19 protein-coding genes are annotated in these 20,767 nt (G+C 39.4%); 6 read left to right on the top strand and 13 right to left on the bottom strand.

Annotated features, from left to right (window positions below; all coding sequences use genetic code 11):
• Positions 1-193 precede the first annotated feature (193 nt).
• The 3 genes from QOL76_RS10465 (at position 194) to QOL76_RS10455 (ending at position 2,456) form a co-directional block, all read left to right on the top strand.
• Entirely contained in the window at positions 194-457 is a 264-nt protein-coding gene (locus tag QOL76_RS10465; RefSeq protein ID WP_283412907.1) for a hypothetical protein, read from the top strand.
• Between the two features lie 66 nt (positions 458-523).
• A complete protein-coding gene (locus QOL76_RS10460; RefSeq protein WP_283412906.1) occupies positions 524-1,072 on the top strand; it encodes an RNA polymerase sigma factor in 549 nt (182 codons plus the stop codon).
• On the top strand, positions 1,059-2,456 hold the full coding sequence (locus tag QOL76_RS10455) for a hypothetical protein (protein WP_283412905.1): 1,398 nt from the start codon (positions 1,059-1,061) through the stop codon (positions 2,454-2,456). Before QOL76_RS10460 ends, QOL76_RS10455 begins: the two co-directional genes overlap by 14 nt.
• 777 nt (positions 2,457-3,233) lie before the next feature.
• On the opposite strand, the gene QOL76_RS10450 is transcribed toward QOL76_RS10455, so the two are convergent.
• The gene (locus tag QOL76_RS10450; RefSeq protein WP_283412904.1) at positions 3,234-3,935 is read right to left on the bottom strand and encodes a DUF4397 domain-containing protein; all 702 of its coding nucleotides are present in this window, start codon (positions 3,933-3,935) and stop codon (positions 3,234-3,236) included.
• Positions 3,936-4,305: 370 nt separating this feature from the next.
• On the bottom strand, positions 4,306-4,800 hold the full coding sequence (locus QOL76_RS10445) for a DinB family protein (RefSeq protein ID WP_283412903.1): 495 nt from the start codon (positions 4,798-4,800) through the stop codon (positions 4,306-4,308).
• A gap of 280 nt (positions 4,801-5,080) precedes the next feature.
• Between QOL76_RS10445 and QOL76_RS10440 the strand changes: the two genes are divergently transcribed.
• Complete coding sequence (locus QOL76_RS10440) at positions 5,081-6,031, top strand: helix-turn-helix transcriptional regulator (RefSeq protein ID WP_283412902.1); 951 nt, start codon at positions 5,081-5,083, stop codon at positions 6,029-6,031.
• Between the two features lie 43 nt (positions 6,032-6,074).
• Here QOL76_RS10440 and QOL76_RS10435 read toward each other — a convergent pair whose 3' ends face one another.
• Together QOL76_RS10435 and QOL76_RS10430 are read right to left on the bottom strand one after the other, a co-directional pair.
• A complete protein-coding gene (locus tag QOL76_RS10435) occupies positions 6,075-6,515 on the bottom strand; it encodes a DinB family protein (protein ID WP_283412901.1) in 441 nt (146 codons plus the stop codon).
• A complete protein-coding gene (locus QOL76_RS10430) occupies positions 6,499-7,476 on the bottom strand; it encodes an NAD(P)-dependent alcohol dehydrogenase (protein ID WP_283412900.1) in 978 nt (325 codons plus the stop codon). The genes QOL76_RS10435 and QOL76_RS10430 overlap by 17 nt, the downstream gene beginning before the upstream one ends.
• A gap of 529 nt (positions 7,477-8,005) precedes the next feature.
• Between QOL76_RS10430 and QOL76_RS10425 the strand changes: the two genes are divergently transcribed.
• Complete coding sequence (locus QOL76_RS10425; protein ID WP_283412899.1) at positions 8,006-8,809, top strand: hypothetical protein; 804 nt, start codon at positions 8,006-8,008, stop codon at positions 8,807-8,809.
• 201 nt (positions 8,810-9,010) lie between these two features.
• On the opposite strand, the gene QOL76_RS10420 is transcribed toward QOL76_RS10425, so the two are convergent.
• The 6 genes from QOL76_RS10420 to QOL76_RS10395 form a co-directional block, all read right to left on the bottom strand.
• A complete protein-coding gene (locus tag QOL76_RS10420) occupies positions 9,011-10,012 on the bottom strand; it encodes a DHH family phosphoesterase (protein WP_283412898.1) in 1,002 nt (333 codons plus the stop codon).
• Between the two features lie 157 nt (positions 10,013-10,169).
• Positions 10,170-10,745, bottom strand: a complete 576-nt coding sequence (locus QOL76_RS10415; protein WP_283412897.1) for a DUF6438 domain-containing protein — start codon at positions 10,743-10,745, stop codon at positions 10,170-10,172.
• Between the two features lie 53 nt (positions 10,746-10,798).
• Positions 10,799-12,331, bottom strand: a complete 1,533-nt coding sequence (locus QOL76_RS10410; protein ID WP_283412896.1) for a glycosyltransferase family 39 protein — start codon at positions 12,329-12,331, stop codon at positions 10,799-10,801.
• A gap of 67 nt (positions 12,332-12,398) precedes the next feature.
• On the bottom strand, positions 12,399-13,340 hold the full coding sequence (locus tag QOL76_RS10405; protein WP_283412895.1) for an alpha/beta hydrolase family protein: 942 nt from the start codon (positions 13,338-13,340) through the stop codon (positions 12,399-12,401).
• Positions 13,341-13,437: 97 nt separating this feature from the next.
• On the bottom strand, positions 13,438-14,781 hold the full coding sequence (locus QOL76_RS10400) for a sensor histidine kinase (protein ID WP_283412894.1): 1,344 nt from the start codon (positions 14,779-14,781) through the stop codon (positions 13,438-13,440).
• Positions 14,771-16,153: a sigma-54-dependent transcriptional regulator gene (locus tag QOL76_RS10395; RefSeq protein WP_283412893.1), complete on the bottom strand. Its 1,383-nt coding sequence runs from the start codon at positions 16,151-16,153 to the stop codon at positions 14,771-14,773. The genes QOL76_RS10400 and QOL76_RS10395 overlap by 11 nt, the downstream gene beginning before the upstream one ends.
• A 181-nt stretch (positions 16,154-16,334) precedes the next feature.
• Here QOL76_RS10395 and QOL76_RS10390 point away from each other — a divergent pair, with 181 nt between their 5' ends.
• Positions 16,335-16,760: an FKBP-type peptidyl-prolyl cis-trans isomerase gene (locus QOL76_RS10390; protein WP_283412892.1), complete on the top strand. Its 426-nt coding sequence runs from the start codon at positions 16,335-16,337 to the stop codon at positions 16,758-16,760.
• Between the two features lie 209 nt (positions 16,761-16,969).
• Here QOL76_RS10390 and QOL76_RS10385 read toward each other — a convergent pair whose 3' ends face one another.
• Genes QOL76_RS10385 through ftsH form a run of 3 tightly spaced genes read right to left on the bottom strand, consistent with a single transcriptional unit; the run spans position 16,970 to position 20,706 of the window.
• Entirely contained in the window at positions 16,970-17,800 is an 831-nt protein-coding gene (locus tag QOL76_RS10385) for a hypothetical protein (protein WP_283412891.1), read from the bottom strand.
• Positions 17,797-18,573, bottom strand: coding sequence for a UDP-2,3-diacylglucosamine diphosphatase (locus QOL76_RS10380; protein ID WP_283412890.1), 777 nt, complete (start codon positions 18,571-18,573; stop codon positions 17,797-17,799). Before QOL76_RS10380 ends, QOL76_RS10385 begins: the two co-directional genes overlap by 4 nt.
• A 60-nt stretch (positions 18,574-18,633) precedes the next feature.
• On the bottom strand, positions 18,634-20,706 hold the full coding sequence (gene ftsH, locus QOL76_RS10375) for an ATP-dependent zinc metalloprotease FtsH (protein WP_283412889.1): 2,073 nt from the start codon (positions 20,704-20,706) through the stop codon (positions 18,634-18,636).
• Between the last annotated feature and the right edge of the window lie 61 nt (positions 20,707-20,767).

The following is a 20,767-nucleotide window of genomic DNA, read 5'->3' as shown; positions in this document are numbered from 1 at the left end:
CTAGCTTCAGCAGTTTTTCATTAGTCTGTTAGAACTCAGTGAACGGAGTGACTTTTATCAGTTTTGAGATTTGGAAAGGTTTAGTCGGCCTAAATGGAAGAATTAATTTTTTTATTTTTCAGATCACCTCCTAAAATAATTCGGCTCAGGTGTAGCGTATTCCCCTAGCTTTCCGTCAGGGTAATAAAGCAAGATGAAAACACTTCTAAAGATCTATCTGATATTGATATTTGCGAGCAGCGCACTAAATGCTGGCTCGGATAATGACTCAATTGTTAAGGGATCTGGAATTAGGATGGAAGGTTCTAGTTTTGTTACTACATCTACCTATCCTCAAAATTTGGAGGGAATAGCAGATTGTATGAACTCCTCAGGAAAGAATGTGTATAATAAAGCAGGAGAAGCTTTGAGGGAGAAAGAATCAGCAACAAAAGTCGGTGAATTAGTGCCGAGATGAATAGCTAAAAAATGAAAATTCCGACCCCCAATTGGGTGTCGTAAACCATAGATTAATAGGTTTGAATTGAAGTGGACTGATCAGGAGCTGATTGAAGGTTGCAAACGACGATCGGCTAAGTACGAAGAAGTATTCTATAAAAAATACTATGGCTATGTCATGGGTATCAGTCTGTCCTATTCTAAAGAAAAGGCCTTGGCCGATGAGATTACGAATGACTCTTTTATGAAGTTTTTCGGATCGATCAAGAAGTTTGACGACTTCCAGTCTGTGAAAGCTTGGCTACGTCGCATCACAGTAAACACCGCCATTGACTATTTCAGGAAGCAGAAGAAATTTCAGAATCAAACCGATGTGGCGGAAGAAACTGGAGTGTTTCATGAGGTTAATGCACTTCAGGATCTAGCATTTCAGGACATCATCAATCTAATTAATCTATTGCAGGAAGATCACAAAATGGTTTTCAATCTCTACGAGATCGAAGGCTATAGTCATAAAGAAATTGGCGAGAAACTAGGCTTGACGGAAAGCTCTTCCAGAGTCTATCTAGCGCGGGCAAAGTCTGAGCTTCGCAAATTAGTATCATTACACTTGAAAGAATATGAAGGAAGATAAGCTGGATAAGGAAATCGCTGCTTCCCTTAAAAAGAAGTTGGTTGAAGCCTCTGTGCCCTATGAATTGGGAGCTTGGGAAGCTTTTCAGAAAATGCGTGCAAAACGCAAGCGAAAAGCTATTGCCTATTGGGCGACAGGAGTTGCAGCCTCTCTGTTATTAATAGCAATAGGAATTAGTTCGGTTGATTTACCTTTAAATCTTAATGAAAATGCTGGTGAAGTTCAGGTAGCAGATAACACAGATATTAGACAAGAAATTACTTCCAAGCAATTGCCTACTAAGGATTCTGCAGGAGAAAAGTCGATTCCAGAACCTGGTATTGAATCGAATTCAAAAAATCTAAATAAGACTCCAGCAAAGACTCCAGCAATAGGTGTAACTCCTTCAGAAACTCTTACTCCAGAGGTTCGAGATGCAGAAGACAAAACCTTAGCGACCGATCCTAAGATTGAACAAAAGTCAATACTGACTGAAAAAGCTACGATTTCTCCTGAATTACCTGCACTTGCTAATCAAAAAGCAGTTGCACAAGTACCTGAAAAACCATTTGCGAACCAGCCCGAGCAAGCACTGATCACCAAATTGCAGGAAGAGAAAAATGAAGAAACTTCGAATTCTTCCCTTGTGATAAAAGCACCTGAGAAAATTGCACTAGCTCAAGCTGAAGAATCTGTAAACCCCCAGGAAAAGGAGGCTTTTGTAGCCGAAAGTGATTTCCCGGTAATAGAAAAGGACAAAACGTCAGTAGGACTTGGTATGGGTTTATCTCCGGGATTTGGCGCCGTCCAAAGCGATAATCAGGTTGCAACCGCCTCTTCTATCGGACTGGGAATGCTAGTAGATATAAAATTACCTGGCAAACTAACCTTGGGTTCTGGATTAGGCTTGAACTACTATAATCAAAATGCGAAGCAAGAAAGTATGGTAATGTCTTTTGGGAATAACTATCCGCAGACGGAGAAACTGGAAGTACAACAGATGCAGGTAGAAGTTCCGGTATTTGTTAAATATCCTGTGACTAGAAACAATTCTGTCTCTGTGCAGGCTGGTTTTTCTAACTTTTATTCGCTCAATGGAACAGCATCTCAAGAGTTCACGGTACAGAAACAGTTAGCTTTTTATGCGAACGATGCGATGGGTAACTCCTCCGTTTCTCTCCGTCAAGAGGCTGTGGTAGAGAACAATTCTCTAGAGTCCAAAAGTGGTAGGTTTTACCCTTTTGCTACGTTGAATTTTGGAGTGAATCTGCGAGTACTGGAAACAAAAGGCGCCAACTATGTGATCATGCCTTTCTACAATTATCAATTGAAGCAGGTTTCAGGTTACGGAGATACCTATGGATTATTTGGAGCGAGTTTTAAGATGAATTTTGGAGGAAAGTAATTGAGTCACTATACTTTTGATCAGGTACACCTTCTTATCCTACAATTTTAATCCTTTAGAAAGTTTTAAAATTTGACTAATTCTGAATATCTGTTTCAGATCTCAACGATTAATTATATGATTATCCGTAATGATGCCAGCACCTTAGATTCTTTGCTTGTCAGTTGGAATACTTCCCGATAGCTACCGCAAGACCGAAGACTCTCACACTGTCGTGACAGGCTAAGGTGGCCTCAGTTCTTAAGTTTAACATATCTTACATAGCTTTTGGCACCTTACTGGAAGGATAGTGGATATACATAGTAATTAAATAGCACCAGATTTAGACTTGGTGCTATTTTTATTTATGCAAGTTTTGATTTTTATACTGTTTTGAAGTGACGCTCTGATGAGGTTTTTGTCTTACCACCTGAATGTTACTTTTGAAGCTCTTTCTCAAGCAGGGCTTTCTATTCGAGCTCAAACGATTTTTAAACCTTTGATTTAGGCATCTCTAAAGTTGATTTGTTCACCCTATCAACGTTTTTATGTTTCCTTAACCGGGCAGGGGAATGGGAATGAATGCCAGTCTAAAGGGTGAGGGCTGCTTTTAAACTCAATTTCTCACGCTACCTCAGAAACTACAGATAATTTTAATGGCGCTTCGTGTGCCAAAACTACTTGTTCTTTGGGTCATCTTTTCTTATACGACGTTATTTCAAGAAGGGAAAATCATAAAAACAAAAAAATCCCGACCTATAGAGATCGGGATTTTCCATTGTGGGGTATGGGGATTACTTAGTAATCTATATAGTTGGTTAATAATTGCAAATCAAGTTTTTTAGCATTCTCTGTGGACTGCTTGTAGCCTCTAAGAACCAGTGTATAAACTCTATTTCCTATCAATTCTACGTTTGTTGCGGTAGCAAGTACTTCTCCAGTGGCTGAAACTACTGTTAGCTTGTAAGTGTCTGAATCCAAACTTTCGAACTCAGAATTTGATTTGAATGCAATCCCTTCGAAAAATGGATCAACTACCTCATCAAGTTTCAGCGTTACCGCGCCTGCATCGGGGGATAGGTTAATCATTCTGATTTGTGCCTCATCCGCATTCGGTTCAGACCAATCGTCATCTACCAATACAGCATCCAATTCATCTTGATCTTCCAGCACAAACATGGAGTAAACAGAATCTACTTTGATTTCATACTCTTTTTCCAAAAGGGAAGTAAGAGAGTTTGGATCTGAGAATTTGAATAGTCTATCTCCAGGAAAGAAGTTTTGGTAGGCCAAAACCTCCTTGTATTTAATAGGAAAATTATTCACCTGATTTTGATCAGCATAGACTATGACGCCAGCATTGCTTGGAGCGCCATTATAAATAGAAATGTAACCCGCATCTGGGTAGTCCAGCATGTCGTCGTCATTATCCAAGCAGCTGGTTAATCCTAATGTTCCGGCTAGTAATGCTACTGTCGCCAGTGATTTTAAATTCTTCATTGCAAATGAATTTACACTCATCATACGATTTTGTTGGTTTTAGTTTTAAATCAATACCAAGACGCATGAGGTGATCTTTTCGCTACACAAGAATTGATAATTTGAGTAAGTGTATTGATTTACAAAGCATTATGCTTTATAGAATATTATTATCCGCAAAGATGCCAGTCACCTTAGAATCTTTTATTATCTGGTAGGATGACAAATGACCGAAGCACTGACGGGACAGGCTGAAGTGGCCTCAATTCTTAAGTTTAACATATCCTTTTTTGCTTTTGACTCCATACTGGCACAAAAGCGGATGTACATATTATATAATTTTAGTAGCGGTCTGTGTTTCCACAAACCGCATAAGGCATAGCTATATAGATTAATACTGCTCCCAGAAGTTAGGAGGTGTAATTCCTAGTGCCCGCAAATAAACATAACCTTGTCCGCGATGGTGGATTTCATTGTCCATTACATAAAATAGAATGCTGTAGCCTGTACCTTCATATTGCCCAAAGGCAACTACCTTTTCTTGGAAGTTTTTGATGGATATTTGCTTCCAGTACTTTTGGATTTTCTCAGTAGATTCATCCCAACTGGCCAATAGATCTGCTTTAGTGGTGAGCTCGGATTTTTCTTCATCAAGTGTGCTCCATTCTCCCGTTGCCACTCCTTTTGCGGTAGCACCATCCATAGCTAGCATTTCTTTCGTTAGCTGAGCATATGTTCGCATGCCACCTATGGTAAATTCAAAAAGTTCTTTTTCCGGAAAGGCGTCCAAAACTCTGCGAGTAACCTTACGCTGTCCTAGCCATTGATTTAGCAGTTGATCTTTGGTGATGAGTTGAGTCTCATTCAATGTTTCTGTAGTTTCCATTTTCTCTATGTTTTGTTTAAGAATACTCAAATAAACAACTGACTTGTGTCAGCCCTATGTCAGTAGGATTTTGGTATTTCCGAGAAATTCTAAGTTTTTTCAAGTTTCTTTACATTCTCAGAAGTTAACTTTTCGTGCCTCCGCTTTCTTACCAGTAAATAGCCAAAAGCAACATAGGATTGGGGTAATTCAGGAGTTGATGTGCTTCGGTCTTCCGGCCAGTTGAGGAAAGAGAAATAGGTAACTCGCAAAATTCAGATAATCAGATTAACTCTTTTCCATGAATCGAATAGATAGGCTAACTGCCATTCTTACTCACTTGCAATCCAAGCGAACTGTCAGGGCTTCGGAACTCGCTACTCGTTTTGGAGTAAGTTTGCGCACGATCTATAGAGATGTGAGATCGCTAGAGGAGTCGGGAGTGCCAATTATCGGTGAGGCAGGGCAGGGATATTCCTTGGTCGAGGGATACAGACTTCCGCCGATTATGTTTACCAAAGAAGAAGCATTGTCTATGCTGGTTGCGGAGAAGTTGGTGGAAAAATCGCTTGGTGAGCAGAGTAGCAAGTTTTTCAAAGAAGCGCTTATCAAAATCAAAGCTGTGCTGAAGTCCTCCGAAAAGGATTTGCTGGTGGAAGTGCAAGACACAATACAAGTGCTAAAGTCAAATCCATCCCAAGTAATGGATAAATCCAGTAAGGCATTTCACACAGTACTGGAAGCTATTTCCATGAAAAAAGTGCTCTTGGGTTCCTATGTTACCTTTGATCCGGAAAAGAAGACAGAGCGAGAATTGGAGCCAGTTGGTATGTTTCACTCCTTTGAACAATGGTATTTGATAGCCTATTGCAGATTGAGAAATGATTACCGCACCTTTCGATTGGACAGATTTAGTAAGCTTGAGGTTTCGGAAATTTCTTATTCCACGGCCAAGCATCCCACATTGAAATCCTATTTGGACCAAGTTTCTGCTGAACAAAAGCTTCATCAAATCATTCTGAAAGTTCCGGATGGAGCTATGAAATACCTCGCAAATTCAAAGTACAATTATGGATTCGTCTCTGAAGAGAGAGTAGGAGACATAACAGAAATTACTTTTATGAATTCATCCATTGAGGGATTTGTGCGGTGGGTGATCTCGCTATCTGATTTGGTAGTGGTGAAGCAGCCATTAATACTGAGAAATCGGCTAGCCGAATTGATTGAAGAAATCAAAACAATGCAGGGATAGGGACTAATTGCAGCATGTACTTTTGGAAGAATTTCCCGGGGTTTTATATTTTGTAGTAAATGTAATCCGTGATCATTGGAGCAATTCCGTTTTGCCGTAGGTCGGAAATCAATTGCCCTTTGTGATGAGTAGAATGATTTGAGATATGAAATAGGATTTCTTGTACTGAGTTCTCAAATTCTCCACCGCTACTATTCTTGTATTTTATTCGTTTGCCAAAATCGAATTCTGAAATAATCAGTAAGGTGTCCTCGAGGTTAGAATCATCTAGACTCTTACAAGTTTCAAGGTTGTGGAGCTGGTGCACACCCAGTGGAGTCTTTCCTAGAATTCTCGAATTCCAAATCTGGTGTGCATTTATGTTGTGAGAAAACAGCGGAATAGTCCTTTCTGATAGACTGTCTTTATTTTCAATAAAAAGCGCCACCAACTTTTGGTTAAAATGATAATGGTATTCGAATATGTCTTTAAAGAACTCTTTCATTTGCTACGTTGATTATCACATTACCAATTTTCTTACCTGAGAGGACATATTCGTACGCTTTAGCTATCTCTTTCAGGGGATATTCCCGATCGATGAGTGGTTTGAAAACACCCTTTTCCATTTTGGATTTGATATATGGAAGTGTAAAAGTCAACGGATAGGGAATAGGGAATTTGACTTTTTTGCCACCAATAAGAGGAGTGAAGATTGAGTAGAAGATATTTTGGGAATAGGGTCCCAATTCTGAAGAAATGTAGGTTCCATTCTTTTTTAATATAGGCTTACATTTTCCAAAAGTACTTTTGCCTACCGTATCAAACACAATATCATATTTTCTACTACCTCGCGTAAAATCTTCTTTGGTATAATCGACAACTTGATCAGCTCCCAGTGAACGCATCAGTTCAATGTTTTCAGTACTGCAAGTTGCTGTGATTTTCACATCAAAAGTTCTTGCAAACTGTAGTAAAGCAGACCCAATTGCACCTGTGGCACCATTGATCAGGACTTTTTGTCCGGAATGAATTCCAGATTTAAGAATAAATGAATGTGCATAATGGGCACCTTCCAGACTTGCCACAGCCTGCGCGAAATCAATCTGCTCAGGGATGACAATGAGGTTGTCTTTTGGCTTCAAGGCCATGAATTCAGCTTGTGATTCCAGTCCCATATCTGTAAAACCAAAAACGCGTTGGTTGACCTGAAATGAATCAATGTCCTTTCCAGTTGCAACCACCACACCAGCGAAATCAGTACCCAGGACTATTTTTCGGGGTTTCGTCAAACCTAGCATTAGGTGCATGATAAAAGGCTTTCCAGTCAAATTAGCACAATCTGTTCGGTTCACCGTGGTAGCAAAAATACGTATTAGAACTTCGTTGTCCTTAAGGGTTGGTTTCTGGATTTCTTCAACTTTGATTACATGTGGTGAACCGTATGATCTTCGAATGGCGGCTTTCATGGGATTGTTAATTAGAAAAGAATCTTAAATCTTAAGATCGGTATTTTGAATTTATTTTAATAAAATGAGGGTTCATGATTTCACCTTTTATCAATTTACATTGAAAATTTCAAGGACTGTTTGAGCTCTTCCTGAGAAACCATAAGCCTATTTCTCGTCAAATACTTGCTTTCTAATTGCGGGCTTTCCATAAATCTCAATGGTAAACGTTGAGGATTTTATTCCCGAAGTGGGGAAAAACCATCACGAGTGCCAATCTGATGGTTCACACTATTTTAAAAATTTCTGTTACATTTTTAACGGGTAGTAAAAGAAGGTGAATTGAGTTCTTCTCTTGAAAAAAACCTAAATATTGGTTTAGGGCGGTCTTCTTGACTATTTTTGCTTCAGATTTAATGTAACAGATTAAGTCGTTGTTTGAATTTTTATCCGTCTGGAGCCAAAATAAATCTAAAAACAAGTTGAGTCTCCTATGGAATGGCATTTGCGAAATTTATACTGAAAACCAAATACAATAAAATTGAAAATTATGAATGTTAAGATATTAGGTACAGCTGCTGCGGCACTTTTGATTGCGGTAAGTTGCCAACCGAAAAAGGCAGAGAATGAAGAAGTAGTCATGGAGGAAACAGAAATGACTGCTCCGGCAGCGATTTCAATTGAGAAATTCACAGATTCTCCGGCATATGCTTCGTCTTCTTTAACTCTCAAAAATCCTTCTAACACTACTATTGCAAAAGCTGGAGAAGTTGATTTTGCTTTTGACGTGAAGGATTACAATTTGGGGGAGGTAACTGAACGTAATGGAATGGCTGGTAATTTGGCTAATTCTGATAAAGGTCAGCATATTCACTTTATATTGGACAATGAGCCATATTCAGCGCACTATGAGTCTGAGTTCAAAAGAGAAATGCCAGAAGGAACGCATTTTTTGGTTGCTTTCTTGAGCAGATCATATCATGAGTCAGTAAAGAATTCTAATTCTTTTATTGCCAAGAAAATGGTTGTTGGAACTGCCAGTGATGATATGAATGTGGATTTCGACAAGCCAACGATGATTTACAGCCGTCCAAAAGGAGAGTATACTGGAGCAGACACGGAGAATTTATTATTGGATTTCTTCTTGTTGAATACTACACTATCTGAAGATGGGAATAAAGTAAGAGCAACTATCAACGGTCAGGAATTTATGATCACAGAATGGGCTCCTTATGTAATCAAAGGTCTTCCAAAAGGTGAAGTGACTGTGAAATTGGAGTTGCTTGATGCTGATGGAAACTTGATACCTGGTGGATTCAATGAAGTAACCAGAACAGTGACTTTGAAAGACTAATTAGCACTAAAAGCCACCAAAGTAAAACTCCCTGTGATTCATTTCGCAGGGAGTTTTTTTTATGCGGTCCTCATTACGTCGCCGGGGCGAAAGGTTTAAGGTATTTTTCTGACCTCGAACTTTTGATTATTTGTTTTTCTCGCAATCAACACTAACCTATAGGATAAGAAAATGATGAAAGCCGTAAATAGCTCAGACTATCTAAACAGGAAAATACGCAGGAATTAGGCCTTTGATTTTATCTAAAGTCTCAGGCATAGAGAGTTCACTCATGCCTCCCGCAGCATTTGCATGCCCGCCTCCATCGAAATGGGCTGCGGCTAAGGTGTTTACAGGATTTTCTTTTCCTTTCGATCGAAAAGACATCTTGATAATGCCATCGCGTTCAGAAAGCATAATGGCTACTTTCATTCCTTTGATGGATAGAGCAAGGTTGGCAAGACTATCAGTATCTCCTTTTTTGTAATCATAGGCGGCCAATTCCTCTTTAGTTAAGGGAATAATTGCAACAGAATTCTCATTCAAAATCTCCATCTTTTGGGACATTGCAAATCCTTGAAGTCTAAGTCTACTTGCTGTATTGGTATCATTCAGGGATTCATGAATCAGATGATGTTTGACACCGGCAGCTAGCAATTTGGCAAGGACTTCATGAGTTCGTGGTTTGACGGAATTAAATCGAAAGCTACCTGTGTCAGTCAGAATTCCTACGTAAAGAGGAGTTCCAATTTTTTCATTCAATAAAGCTTCATTTCCTGACTGCTCAATTAACTCCACAATCAATTCTGCCGTGGAGGAAGCAGATGTTTCGGAGATCGTTAGAGAGGTGAATCCTTGCGGATCAAGGTGATGATCAATCATGATAAGTGTGCAGGTGGGTGCTTCTAGCAAAACCTGCATTTCCTTGCCCACTCGGTCCGTAGAATTATAGTCAAGACAAAAGATCAAGTCTGCCTCGATGAACGCCTCGGTTACTTTTTCCGGGTCTTGATCCATCGTGATGATGGGTGATAAGTCTAGGAAATCTAAAAAATCAGGCGCTTTGTCAGGATGGCAGATAGTGGCCTTTTTCCCAAGCTTTTCTATAAAATGCAATAGTCCCAAAGAGGAACCGACAGAGTCACCATCGGCTGATTTGTGAGCGGTAATAAGAATATTCGATGCCGCTAGGATTGCGGCTTCGATTTGTTTGTATGTATTCATGAATGGGATTTATTCTGTTCTAAAGAACGAAAAGGTGAAATTCTTCTAGCCACAAAGGAACAAAAGAGAAGAGGAAAAATAGTGGTATTGTGTTTTTAATTCCCAGCTAGGCTATTTTCACCCACGAGGATTTATCCCAGATAGATAAGTTGATTAACTACTTCTCAAATCTAAAATTTTCATCGGCCGCGGTTAACTCTAATTTTTCAGGAAAAGTGTATAAATAGGAAATCAATTCTTTCATCGGTTTGGCTTCAACCATCGCTTTGTAATACTTCCTAACCCCGTTTTGGTATAGAATAATAGTTTTTACAGCGCCATCGCAACAGAGTATATTTTCTGATGTATTATTCTCTGTTGGCAAGTTGGATTGAATAATCAATTCAATAAGTTCATTATAGATCTCCTCAGGCAGTTGACCAGTAAAATTCCCAGACCTGGCTGAGTCAATCTCATAAAAATTTTCATCCTTAAAATAGTTTCCAGAGAATTTCACTGTTCTATCCTCAGAAATCTCAAGATGCATGACAGGGCAATTTCCATAGCAAGTGGAAGTATGAAAAATTAGTTTGGTGAAGTTAAAAGTACTGTCAATAAAGGTTTTATTTTCTGGAGGACCGAAAGTGAATCCCAGTGCTTGCTTCTCAGTAGTACTGTTTTCTTTTGATGAATTCACTTTACCAAAAGTGAGCTGAGCAAGCAGTGTGAAGGTAATCAAAAAGGCATATCGCATAGGAAAGAAATTAGTTTCAAGAAGATGACGAAAACTTTCCTGGGTTTGCTACCTCAGTTAACTGTTTTTAACTCCATTCTTTTCTCTTCAATTTCCGCTGCTAAAATTGCATTGATATCAGTTTTAGCTCCTAGTAATAAGTGTATCGAGGTACCAAATTCTCTCGCATTCGGATCAGTGATAGATCCTATTTTTTCTGACTTTTCAAAAAGAGAAATCTCCCGTTCGCTAATTCCATCTTCCACTTCTCTGACCAAAATCACATTTTTGATTTCCCCGCTTAGATCTATCCAATTGACATAATCTGCGTTCATAGTTACTGCCTGCAAGCCTTTGGTTTTAGTGTAAAAGTTAATAGCTCCAGCTTGGCCATAATTGTCGCAAATAATTACCGTGTATTCATCCGAAGGCGCTTTGGAATAAGCGAGGTCAACTTTCTCTGCCAGTTCTTTCCACCCCAGCATATCTGCAAAATCCTGTGGCAAGTCATGAATTTCGCCATCTTCCCAGCGGTTTTCCATCAGGTCAGGATGTCGGGATTGTACTCCTTTTAGGTATTCCGGATCTCCGATAGGATAGGTCATCGGAGCTGAGACTACAAATAGGCTAATGGGAATAATCATCGCCACTGGCTTCAGGTACTTACCCCAGCTTTTGCTTAGCACATGTGAAATATAAATAGCACCAAAAGCAAAGTGAATAGGATAGAGGCCGATTGCATAATAGTTTTTTGCCCTGAAAAAGGTAAATATGGCTAAGGTGAAAATGGTAGTCCAGAAGAATACCTGATACTTTCGAAACGAAGGATGTTGGAAATAAGAAACAAAAGCCAGAATCAACACGAAACTCGATCCGAAAAAGAAGAAAAATTGCTCTGTCAAAAAGTCCAATCGATTGACATTGACCAATTGATACTTGCTGAGCATTCGCATGTGCCAAAGTACAGGGAAGTCGTTTTGCAATTGCCAAATCAGGTTAGGTAAGGCGATTAAAAAAGCCAAACCAAATGCTCCATACAAATTTGGGTTTTTGAAAATCTTCCGATCTGAAGTCAGAAACAAAGCTGGTATTAATCCAAGAACTTGAAAAGCGATGTTGTATTTGTTCAGAAAGCCAAACCCGACCCCAACTCCCAACCAATACAGCCATTTATTTTTACCCGTTTTGATATAAGAGAGCAAGGAATAGAACACAAAAGTCCAAGCCAGAATATCAAAGGAATTGGGTTGGAAAAGGATATTCAATCTTGCTAACGCTGAAAAGATCAGGCAAATCGCCGCTAAGGACTGTGCATACAAACTGCCTCCAAGTCTTTCGATAGCTTTCCAAATCAGGGTAATTGTCAGTGCCCCAAAAAGGGCTGGAAAGAACTTTACCCAAAACTCAGTATTGCCCAACAGGTAAATCAAGTAAGAAAACCAGGATGTCACAGGTGGGACCGAAATATATCCCCAAGCCAGATGATGAGCTTGATCGAGGTGCAGGTATTCGTCACGATGCAGGTCGTAACTTGGGTCTATAAGAAGGTATTGCAGTACAAACTTGAGCAGGATGAAGCCGAATAAAAACAGATCTCCCTTCTTCATGGAGTTATTAGGTAGTAGGAGAGTTGAATCTTTCATAAACCAAAGCCAGCTACTTTTCTACATATTTTCAAAGTCTGCTTAACCATTTAATACTGCTTTCAGACATTTTCCTGTAATCATGTCCTACGTTTAGTACCGTATCAATTTTCCAGTTGAAAGTAATATTATTATCATAGGCATATTTTTCACTTGCATTGTAAAAATGTGCTCCCCTTTCCAGCCTGTTAGCCCCTTGCTTCATAGCAAGATCAGTCGTGGTGAAGGTGCCTAATTTAGGGTCATTGTCAAGTTCACCAGTAAGTAGAATTAGATTTTTCCCAAATCCTTCTTCGATAAGTTCTTCTCCATGCTCTAGATTTTTAATCCCATAAGGGTATTTCAGATTGCTGTTAGGAAAAGTGTATAGCCCAGCATTTGCTGCTATTGCTGTTTTTATTCTTGATTTGGGCATAAGCATTACCATTCGATGAACGAATTGACCACCCGCTGAATGTCCAAAAATATCGTAGGTACTGTTGCTGATTGAATTGATTGTTTTTACATGATCGAAAATATTCTCGACTACAGTAAATGCCCATTCATCATGCCCATTTTTTGTTCCAAAATAGGTGAATAGATTCCCCTCCTGATAGTCATTCATGGTGTATTTCGAGAGCTTATTTTCAAACTCAGGAGCAATAACAAGGATGTTATTTTCTTCTGCAAGATCAATCCAAGCTTCTAGGTAATCATCTGCATTCCTTCCTCCTCCGTGCATAACAAAAACTATCTTGTCCTGATCTTTCCAGCCTTCTGGTTTGTAAGTCCAAACTCTGATTGATTTCTTTTTGGAATCTTTGTAGGTATATATTACAAATGAATCTTTCTCGGTTTTTAATGGATTAGCAGCAGTGACTTCTGGACCTTTTGGAATAACATAGACGTATATGTATCCCGAAACAGAAATAAATAAGAACAGACACACAAAGTAGAATAGCGTCTTTTTAAAGACCGTATAAACTTTATTCATAGGTGTTGCTGAGTTATTGAAAGATTGATAGTTGTATAGTTAAAAGATTTACTCTTTAACTTCCGTCTTTTTGATTGAAGACTACCTCGCTAAAAGATTACCCGTTAAAAATCAACTTAAAAGTTGTCCCTTCACCCTGAGTGGATCGCACTTGAATATTGCCTTTGTGACGTCGCATAATCTGTTTGGATAAACTCAAACCAATTCCAGACCCCTTGGATTTGGTAGTAAAGAAGGGAATGAAAATCTTGGAGAGTGCTTCCTCTTCGATCCCTTTACCAGTGTCAGCCACTTCAAGTATTATTTTCCCAGCTTCATCAATAAATGCCCTTAGGATTATTCTCCTCACTTCAGAATCTTCTACAGCCTGAATAGCATTCTGAGTAAGGTTGATCAGCACTTGCTCGATCTGAGTTTGATCGCCAAATAGGATGAGTTCTTTAGGGTTAATTTCTTTGATCAATTCTATTTGATGTGTTTCTATCTGGTTTTGTAATAAAACCTCTAACTGGTGGAAAAGCTTTGCGATAGCAATACTGCTGAACTTTGGAGCAGGAATATGCGCCAAACTTCTAAAGTCAGATACGAAGCTGATTAGTCCTTGACTACGCTTTTCTATCGTACTAATTCCCATCAAATAATCTTCCATTTCTGAAGGAGTGATTTGCTCCACCTGTTCGATTTTGCTTTCCATTTCACCTTGGATTGTTCCTGCCAAAGAAGAAATAGGAGCGATGGAATTCATGATCTCATGAGTTAGGATTTTGACCAAATTTTGCCAAGCTTCCATTTCTTTTTCTTCGAGTTCAGATTGGATATTCTGAAGGGAAACCAATTTGAATTTCTCCCCACGCATCAAAAGTTCGATGACATAAACAGAAAGCTGCATGATGCCATCAGGATGTGCGATCTTGATCAATTCACTTCCTCCAGTACGGAGATTATTGATGGCCAGGTGTAGTTCTTTATTTATTCCTTCGATTTCACCAATATTCTTCAATTCCTCTACATCAAGTATTCGCTTGGCTGCAGTATTCACTATTTGGATTCCACCATTTTCACCAAAGGTGATCAAACCTATGCTCAGGTGTTTGAACACGGACCGGAAATACTGATAGTTTGCTTCTTTCTCAGCTTGATCTTCTTTAAGCTTTGCGAGAATCGCATTGAATTCTATATGCAAGTCATCCGTTTCTGTCCCATCAAACTTCACAGGATAGAGTTGGGAGTATTTATCCTGCTTGATGTTGTCGAGGAAAACACGCACTTTCTTGAAGGATCCTTCTGAATAACGGAGCAAATAGATAATTTGAAATACGACCAAAACGAGAAGTAGGGAAATCATAAAGACTCCCCAACTATCGATCATAGCGTAGGCAAGAAGAAAAAGAGAAGCTGCTAGAAAGGCGATTCTCCCAAGTAAGCCAACTTTATAGTCCATATTTTTCCAGCCTTCTATACAAGGATGCTCTGGTCAAACCAAGTTCCTTAGCTGCTTTAGAAATGTTACCGCCATTTTTGTCAATAGCTCGCTGAATGGTTGTTTTCTCCATGTCGTCGAGATTCAATGTGACTGAAGTTGGAGCTTTGTCAGAAGCTGGCTTGGCAGAAAGGAAGAAGAAATCTCTTGAATCCAAAGTGTCACCTTCAGCCATAATGATGGCACGTTCGATTGCGTGCTGAAGTTCACGGATATTTCCAGGCCATCCGTAATGCTGCAAAAGGTCCATACCAGCGGTAGTAAAGCCAGTGAAGTTTTTGCGGTATTTCTGACTGTAACTTTTTAGGAAGTGATTGGCCAAAATAGGAATGTCATCCTGACGCTCGCGAAGTGGTGGTAAGAAAATCTCTACCGTGTTGATTCTATATAATAAATCCTGGCGGAATGCATTTTCAGAAGTGTTCTCGTGAATAGGCATATTGGTAGCACAGATCAGACGAATGTCAACAGGAATGGCTTTGTTGGTACCTATTCTAGTCACCTCTCTTCGCTGCAAAACAGTTAGAAGCTTGGATTGAAGCGGCAATGATAAGTTTCCGATTTCATCCAAAAATAAGGACCCTTGATCAGCAACTTCAAACCTACCAGCACGATCATCTTTGGCGTCCGTAAAAGCTCCTTTTTTATGTCCAAAAAGTTCTGATTCAAATAGGGTTTCGGTGATGGCACCCATATCTACGCCTACAAAAATCTCATCCTTACGAAGAGATCTATCGTGAATTGCTCTAGCAATCAGTTCTTTACCTGTTCCGTTTTCTCCCAGTATCAAGACATTTGCATCAGTCTGAGCCACTTTATCAATAATCGAAAAGATATTCTTCATTGAAGCACTTTGGCCGATGATGTCGGTGTAAGGCTTCTTCATGTCCGTCTGCATCTGTTTTTGCTTTTTCTGCAGCTTGTCTACTTCGTTGTAGCTTTCTTTGAGCCGGATAGCAGCTGATAGGGTAGCGATCAACTTCTCATTTTGCCAAGGCTTTAATATAAAATCTGTCGCTCCTTCTTTTAGCGCTTGCACAGCCATTTCCACATCTCCGAACGCTGTAATCAGGATGACTACAGCTTTTGGATCTATCTCTTTGATTTGCTTCAGCCAGTGGAAACCTTCCTTTCCTGAGGTTGTGTCTTCACGGAAGTTCATGTCCAACAGGATCACATCGTAATTATTGTTGTTGACCAAAAAAGGAATTCTACGTGGATCCTTTTCTATCATGACTTCTTTGGCGTGCTTCTTTAAAAGCATTTTGGCGGCAAATAATAAGTCTTCGTTATCGTCGATGATAAGAATCTTGCCTAAATCTTGAGTTTCCATGGTTAATCGTTTGGTCTTTAGTATGGCAAAATGATGCCAACCCTAATATAAGGCAATAGGATGGGTTTTTGAGGGAGAAGTGTCCAAAAGTGTACGCTTTTATACTAAAATCGGACATTAGTGTCGGATTTTCTCCCTTAATAGATTTTTGTAACTTTGTCCTTTACTAAAAAATAAGACTATGCAAGCTAAAAAAGGGGATGCAGTTCAAGTGCATTACACTGGAAAATTAGAAGATGGAAGCGTATTTGATTCTTCAGCAAATCGCGAACCGCTAGGATTTACCTTAGGCGACGGAAATATGATTAAAGGCTTTGACACTGCAGTTGACGGCATGAAGTTGGGCGAAAAAGTTACTGTAACAATTCCAGCTGCTGAAGCTTATGGCGAGCGCAGAGATGATATGATGATTGATGTGCCTATCGCACAAGTGCCGGCTGATATCAAGCCTGAAATCGGACTCTCTTTGACTCTTCAGGGAGGAAATGGTCAGCCTATGCCAGTAACTGTTGTTGGTGTTGATGCTGAGAAAATCACTCTGGATGCAAATCACCAGTTGGCAGGAAAAGATTTGATCTTTGATATTGAGTTGGTAAAAGTCAACTAATAGCTCTCAATTGACAAAGTGCTAAAGGCCATTTCAGCAATGAAATGGCCTTTTTTTGATATTTCTTTTAACTAAAGAAGGCTCGGAGATTTTCAAATAGCACGTGACGTAGTGCAGTCCTGCTTCTTGTGCAGCTGAACTTTGATGATTTTTGAACATGTTGAATTCTGAATGTTGAATAAAGTATGATGCAGTAACAAGAAACCGCTTTACTTTAATGACTTTATCCAGTCGGGAGTAGGATAAAGGCTAATTTTGTTTTTTGAAATTACAGCTAATCTTTCTTGACCGATTTGAAGGTAAATACCTTCTGGACTATCCAATTGAGCTAAGGTCAATGTTTCGTTGGTAGATAAGGATATTGCCATCAGTTTATCATCAGCGATCCAAAGAAGATGCTCGTTGTAATAGCAAAGTTTATTGACGTCTGTTACTTCTAATTTTCGCATCAGATTCCCTTGATTATCAAAAATATAAATACCGGTATCTGGCACATTCATAAACAATCGATTCTTGAATTCTCGGATTTCAGAGACATTCAAATCGCTTGAGTTCACAATCAAATTAAGAGGCTGAGATTGAATGATCTGATTTCTCAAATAATCCAATGACTTCAAATTCAGATCTGATTCATCCCAAACCCAGACCACATTATTGTTTCCTAGCGTAGATGCTTTGGCTAAGTTAATATCTGCCAGTAGAAATCCTTTTTCTGCCAAAGGATTCAGAAATCTATCCAAAATCCTATACTCTTGAAGATCCTCAGAAAAGCTAAAAATGTTAACTGTCCAGCCTGCTTCTAATTGAGCTAATCTTCCTTGGCGAGCTGGTGAAAATAGGTTGAGTTGCTTGCCTTCTTGGCTGAACAGGTAAATATCTCCTGAAGTGTTGCTGGCAAATAGTTGATCCTTAGTGTCAAAGGAAATTAAGTCAAGGTTGTCAACTGCGATTTCAACTAGAGGAGATCCAAGTGAATTAGGACTTTGAGCCTTTCCAAAAAATGGAAATACATACAGGATCAAAATGAAAAGAGATCTCATCCTTTGAAGGTAGTAAGCTTTGCTTCTTGACCATCAAATGACAGGAATGTGTTTTGGGTAACCCATTCTCCAAGATTAAAATAAGTGGAATTGGATCCTACAGCTAATTCCAATGGCAAATGGCGATGACCAAAAATGTAGTAGTCATGATGCTTTTTTTGTTCAAGTTCCTTGCAATATGTCCAAAGCCATTCCCCGTCTCCCAGAAAGCGATTTTCATCTTTTTTATTATTTGTGATCCGACTATGTCCTGACCATCCTTTTGCTAGTTTGACTCCTAGATCGGGATGAAACCATCTGAATAGCCATTTTGCAACAGGATTCGTAAAAACTCGCTTAAGGATTTTATAAGAATTGTCTCCAGGGCCAAGTCCATCACCGTGTCCAACAAGGATTGATTTTCCTTCTATTTTTAGCTCAATAGGATGCGTGTAAACTGGTATTCCCAACTCTACGGTAAAATAGTCTTTCATCCATAAATCGTGATTTCCTGTAAAAAAAATTATAGGAATACCACGTTCTCTGAGTTGATGAATCTTTGAAATAAATGGAATAAAACCCTTAGGGATTACCTGCCCATATTCGAACCAAAAATCGAAGATATCTCCCACCAAAAAGATAGCAGCAGCATCTTCAGCTATCTTATCTAACCAGCCTATAATCCGTTTTTCGCGCACTTTACTTTCAGCATCATTGGGCGCTCCAAGATGAAAATCTGATGCGAAATAAACTTTTTTTCCATTCAGTGGAAAATCCAACGGGGGTAATTGCATGACTAAAGATAAACGGGAGGAAACTAAATAGAAAAAGCCCCGATTAATTCGGGGCTTATTTTATATGATTCGATTATCAGAATTTGGCTCCGGAATAGGATCTACAAGAGGATCTGAAGATTCAGGATTGCTCTCCTCGTCCTTAGAAATTAAATCTGGCTCCTTAGGCAAATCTTTTTTATTGGTGAACGCCTGATACGTGGTTTCTTTATCAAAAGGTCTCTTTCCAATCAATCGCTCCAAATCAGCTTGGAATAGAATTTCTTTTTCCAATAGCTCTTTAGCCAAGATTTCAAGTTCTTTGATTCTATGAGTAAGCAATTCCTTAGTTCTGTCATAAGCCGACTGAATCAATTTTCTAACCTCCTCATCGATTACTTCAGCAGTAGTTTCGGAGTAAGGCTTGGTCATTTTGTAACCGTCACCTTTTGAATCATAGAACGAAACGTTACCGATTTTATCATTCATACCGTAAACAGAAACGATGGAGTAAGCCAGCTTAGTCACTCGTTCCAAATCACTTAAAGCACCAGTTGAGATCTTTTTGAAGATTATTTCTTCAGCTGCACGACCACCTAGTGTCATACACATCTCATCCATCAACTGCTCTGTTTGATATAAAAACTGCTCCTTTGGCAGGTATTGTGCATAGCCTAAAGCAGCAACTCCACGAGGAACAATACTTACCTTAACCAATGGATCAGCGTGCTCCAAGAACCAGCCAGCTACTGCGTGACCTGCTTCGTGGAAGGCTACAATTTTCTTCTCCTCAGGAGATATTATCTTATTTTTCTTCTCCAAACCACCGATCACTCGGTCAACGGCATCTTGGAAATCCTGCATATCCACTGCAGATTTATTTCTTCTAGCTGCAATAAGAGCTGCCTCATTACATACGTTAGCGATTTCAGCACCAGCAAATCCTGGAGTTTGAGCGGCACATTTCTTTGGATCTACATCGTCTGCCGTTTTGATAGGCTTCAAGTGTACTTTGAAAATAGCTTCTCTTCCTACTATATCTGGCTTGTCAATAGAAATCTGTCTATCAAAGCGACCTGGTCTTAGCAATGCGCTATCCAAAACATCTGGTCTGTTGGTCGCAGCAACTACGATAACCCCAGTATCAGTGCCGAAACCATCCATTTCCACCAAAAGGGAGTTAAGCGTATTCTCTCTCTCGTCGTTAGAGCCTGGCATTTGTCCTTTACCTCTGGATCTACCAATGGCATCAATCTCATCAATAAAGATGATACACGGGGCCTTTTCTTTAGCTTGCTTAAACAAGTCACGAACTCGGGCAGCACCTACACCTACAAACATTTCTACGAAATCTGAACCTGATAAAGTAAAGAAAGGCACGCCAGCTTCACCGGCTACAGCTTTTGCAAGCAAGGTCTTACCAGTACCTGGAGGGCCTACAAGCAAGGCACCTTTAGGTATTTTACCGCCTAGTTTTGTGAATTTTCCTGGATTTTGAAGGAATTCAACGATTTCCTGAACTTCTTCTTTTGCTTCGTCTAGTCCTGCCACATTGTCAAAAGTGATTTTGACTTTGTTTTCAGCATCAAATAATTGGGCTTTGGATTTGCCTACGTTAAAGATTTGTCCACCTGGACCAGATGGTCCAGCCATGCGGCGCATCATAAACCAGAAAAGCACAAATAATAAAATCAGGAATCCAAAGCTGCTGAAATAGCTACCCCAGTTTTCTTCGGTAGCAACAGATAGCTCTATGCGGTTTTCTTGCGGAACTTCTTCCTTAAGTATATCGAAATCCTGTGCAAATTTATCTACAGATGCTACTTCAAATGAATAGTGAGGCCCTTGTGGATTGAAAAAAGTTGAATTAGACTCCAATTCAGTCTTATACTTATCCGTGGATAATGCGGAAGTTTTGAGAGTGACGTCTACACGTTCCATGTTTTTAACCATGGTTACTTTAGAGACATCTCCAGCTAGGTACATATCCTCAAATCTCTTTTGAGTAATATCTACAACTGCATTTCTATTTTGAATCCAAGTAAGACCAAGTAGGACTGCGACTGCAGCTATAATCAGCCAAAGCTGAAAATTGGGCTTTTGAGGGGCCTTTGGAGTAAATTTTTTGTTTTTATTATTCTTAGTATCGCTCATTTCTTATAACGGTAATTTCATAAACTTAAGGTAAACGGAGGGTTAAGCTGAAAGTTCTTGA

It is taken from the genome of Algoriphagus winogradskyi (assembly GCF_900182815.1).
In the GTDB taxonomy this organism is placed as follows: Bacteria; Bacteroidota; Bacteroidia; order Cytophagales; family Cyclobacteriaceae; genus Algoriphagus; species Algoriphagus winogradskyi.
This window is presented reverse-complemented; position numbering and strand designations above follow the sequence as displayed.

Coding starts and splice junctions, on each gene's coding strand:
- QOL76_RS10465 (WP_283412907.1), top strand. CDS start 194: ATGAAAACACTTCTAAAGATCTATCTGATATTGATATTTGCGAGCAGC.
- ftsH (WP_283412889.1), bottom strand. CDS start 20,706: ATGAGCGATACTAAGAATAATAAAAACAAAAAATTTACTCCAAAGGCC.
- QOL76_RS10405 (WP_283412895.1), bottom strand. CDS start 13,340: ATGAATAAAGTTTATACGGTCTTTAAAAAGACGCTATTCTACTTTGTG.
- QOL76_RS10450 (WP_283412904.1), bottom strand. CDS start 3,935: ATGAAGAATTTAAAATCACTGGCGACAGTAGCATTACTAGCCGGAACA.
- QOL76_RS10380 (WP_283412890.1), bottom strand. CDS start 18,573: ATGCAATTACCCCCGTTGGATTTTCCACTGAATGGAAAAAAAGTTTAT.
- QOL76_RS10445 (WP_283412903.1), bottom strand. CDS start 4,800: ATGGAAACTACAGAAACATTGAATGAGACTCAACTCATCACCAAAGAT.
- QOL76_RS10400 (WP_283412894.1), bottom strand. CDS start 14,781: ATGGACTATAAAGTTGGCTTACTTGGGAGAATCGCCTTTCTAGCAGCT.
- QOL76_RS10440 (WP_283412902.1), top strand. CDS start 5,081: ATGAATCGAATAGATAGGCTAACTGCCATTCTTACTCACTTGCAATCC.
- QOL76_RS10420 (WP_283412898.1), bottom strand. CDS start 10,012: ATGAATACATACAAACAAATCGAAGCCGCAATCCTAGCGGCATCGAAT.
- QOL76_RS10430 (WP_283412900.1), bottom strand. CDS start 7,476: ATGAAAGCCGCCATTCGAAGATCATACGGTTCACCACATGTAATCAAA.
- QOL76_RS10425 (WP_283412899.1), top strand. CDS start 8,006: ATGAATGTTAAGATATTAGGTACAGCTGCTGCGGCACTTTTGATTGCG.
- QOL76_RS10415 (WP_283412897.1), bottom strand. CDS start 10,745: ATGCGATATGCCTTTTTGATTACCTTCACACTGCTTGCTCAGCTCACT.
- QOL76_RS10410 (WP_283412896.1), bottom strand. CDS start 12,331: ATGAAGAAGGGAGATCTGTTTTTATTCGGCTTCATCCTGCTCAAGTTT.
- QOL76_RS10435 (WP_283412901.1), bottom strand. CDS start 6,515: ATGAAAGAGTTCTTTAAAGACATATTCGAATACCATTATCATTTTAAC.
- QOL76_RS10385 (WP_283412891.1), bottom strand. CDS start 17,800: ATGAGATCTCTTTTCATTTTGATCCTGTATGTATTTCCATTTTTTGGA.
- QOL76_RS10395 (WP_283412893.1), bottom strand. CDS start 16,153: ATGGAAACTCAAGATTTAGGCAAGATTCTTATCATCGACGATAACGAA.
- QOL76_RS10390 (WP_283412892.1), top strand. CDS start 16,335: ATGCAAGCTAAAAAAGGGGATGCAGTTCAAGTGCATTACACTGGAAAA.
- QOL76_RS10455 (WP_283412905.1), top strand. CDS start 1,059: ATGAAGGAAGATAAGCTGGATAAGGAAATCGCTGCTTCCCTTAAAAAG.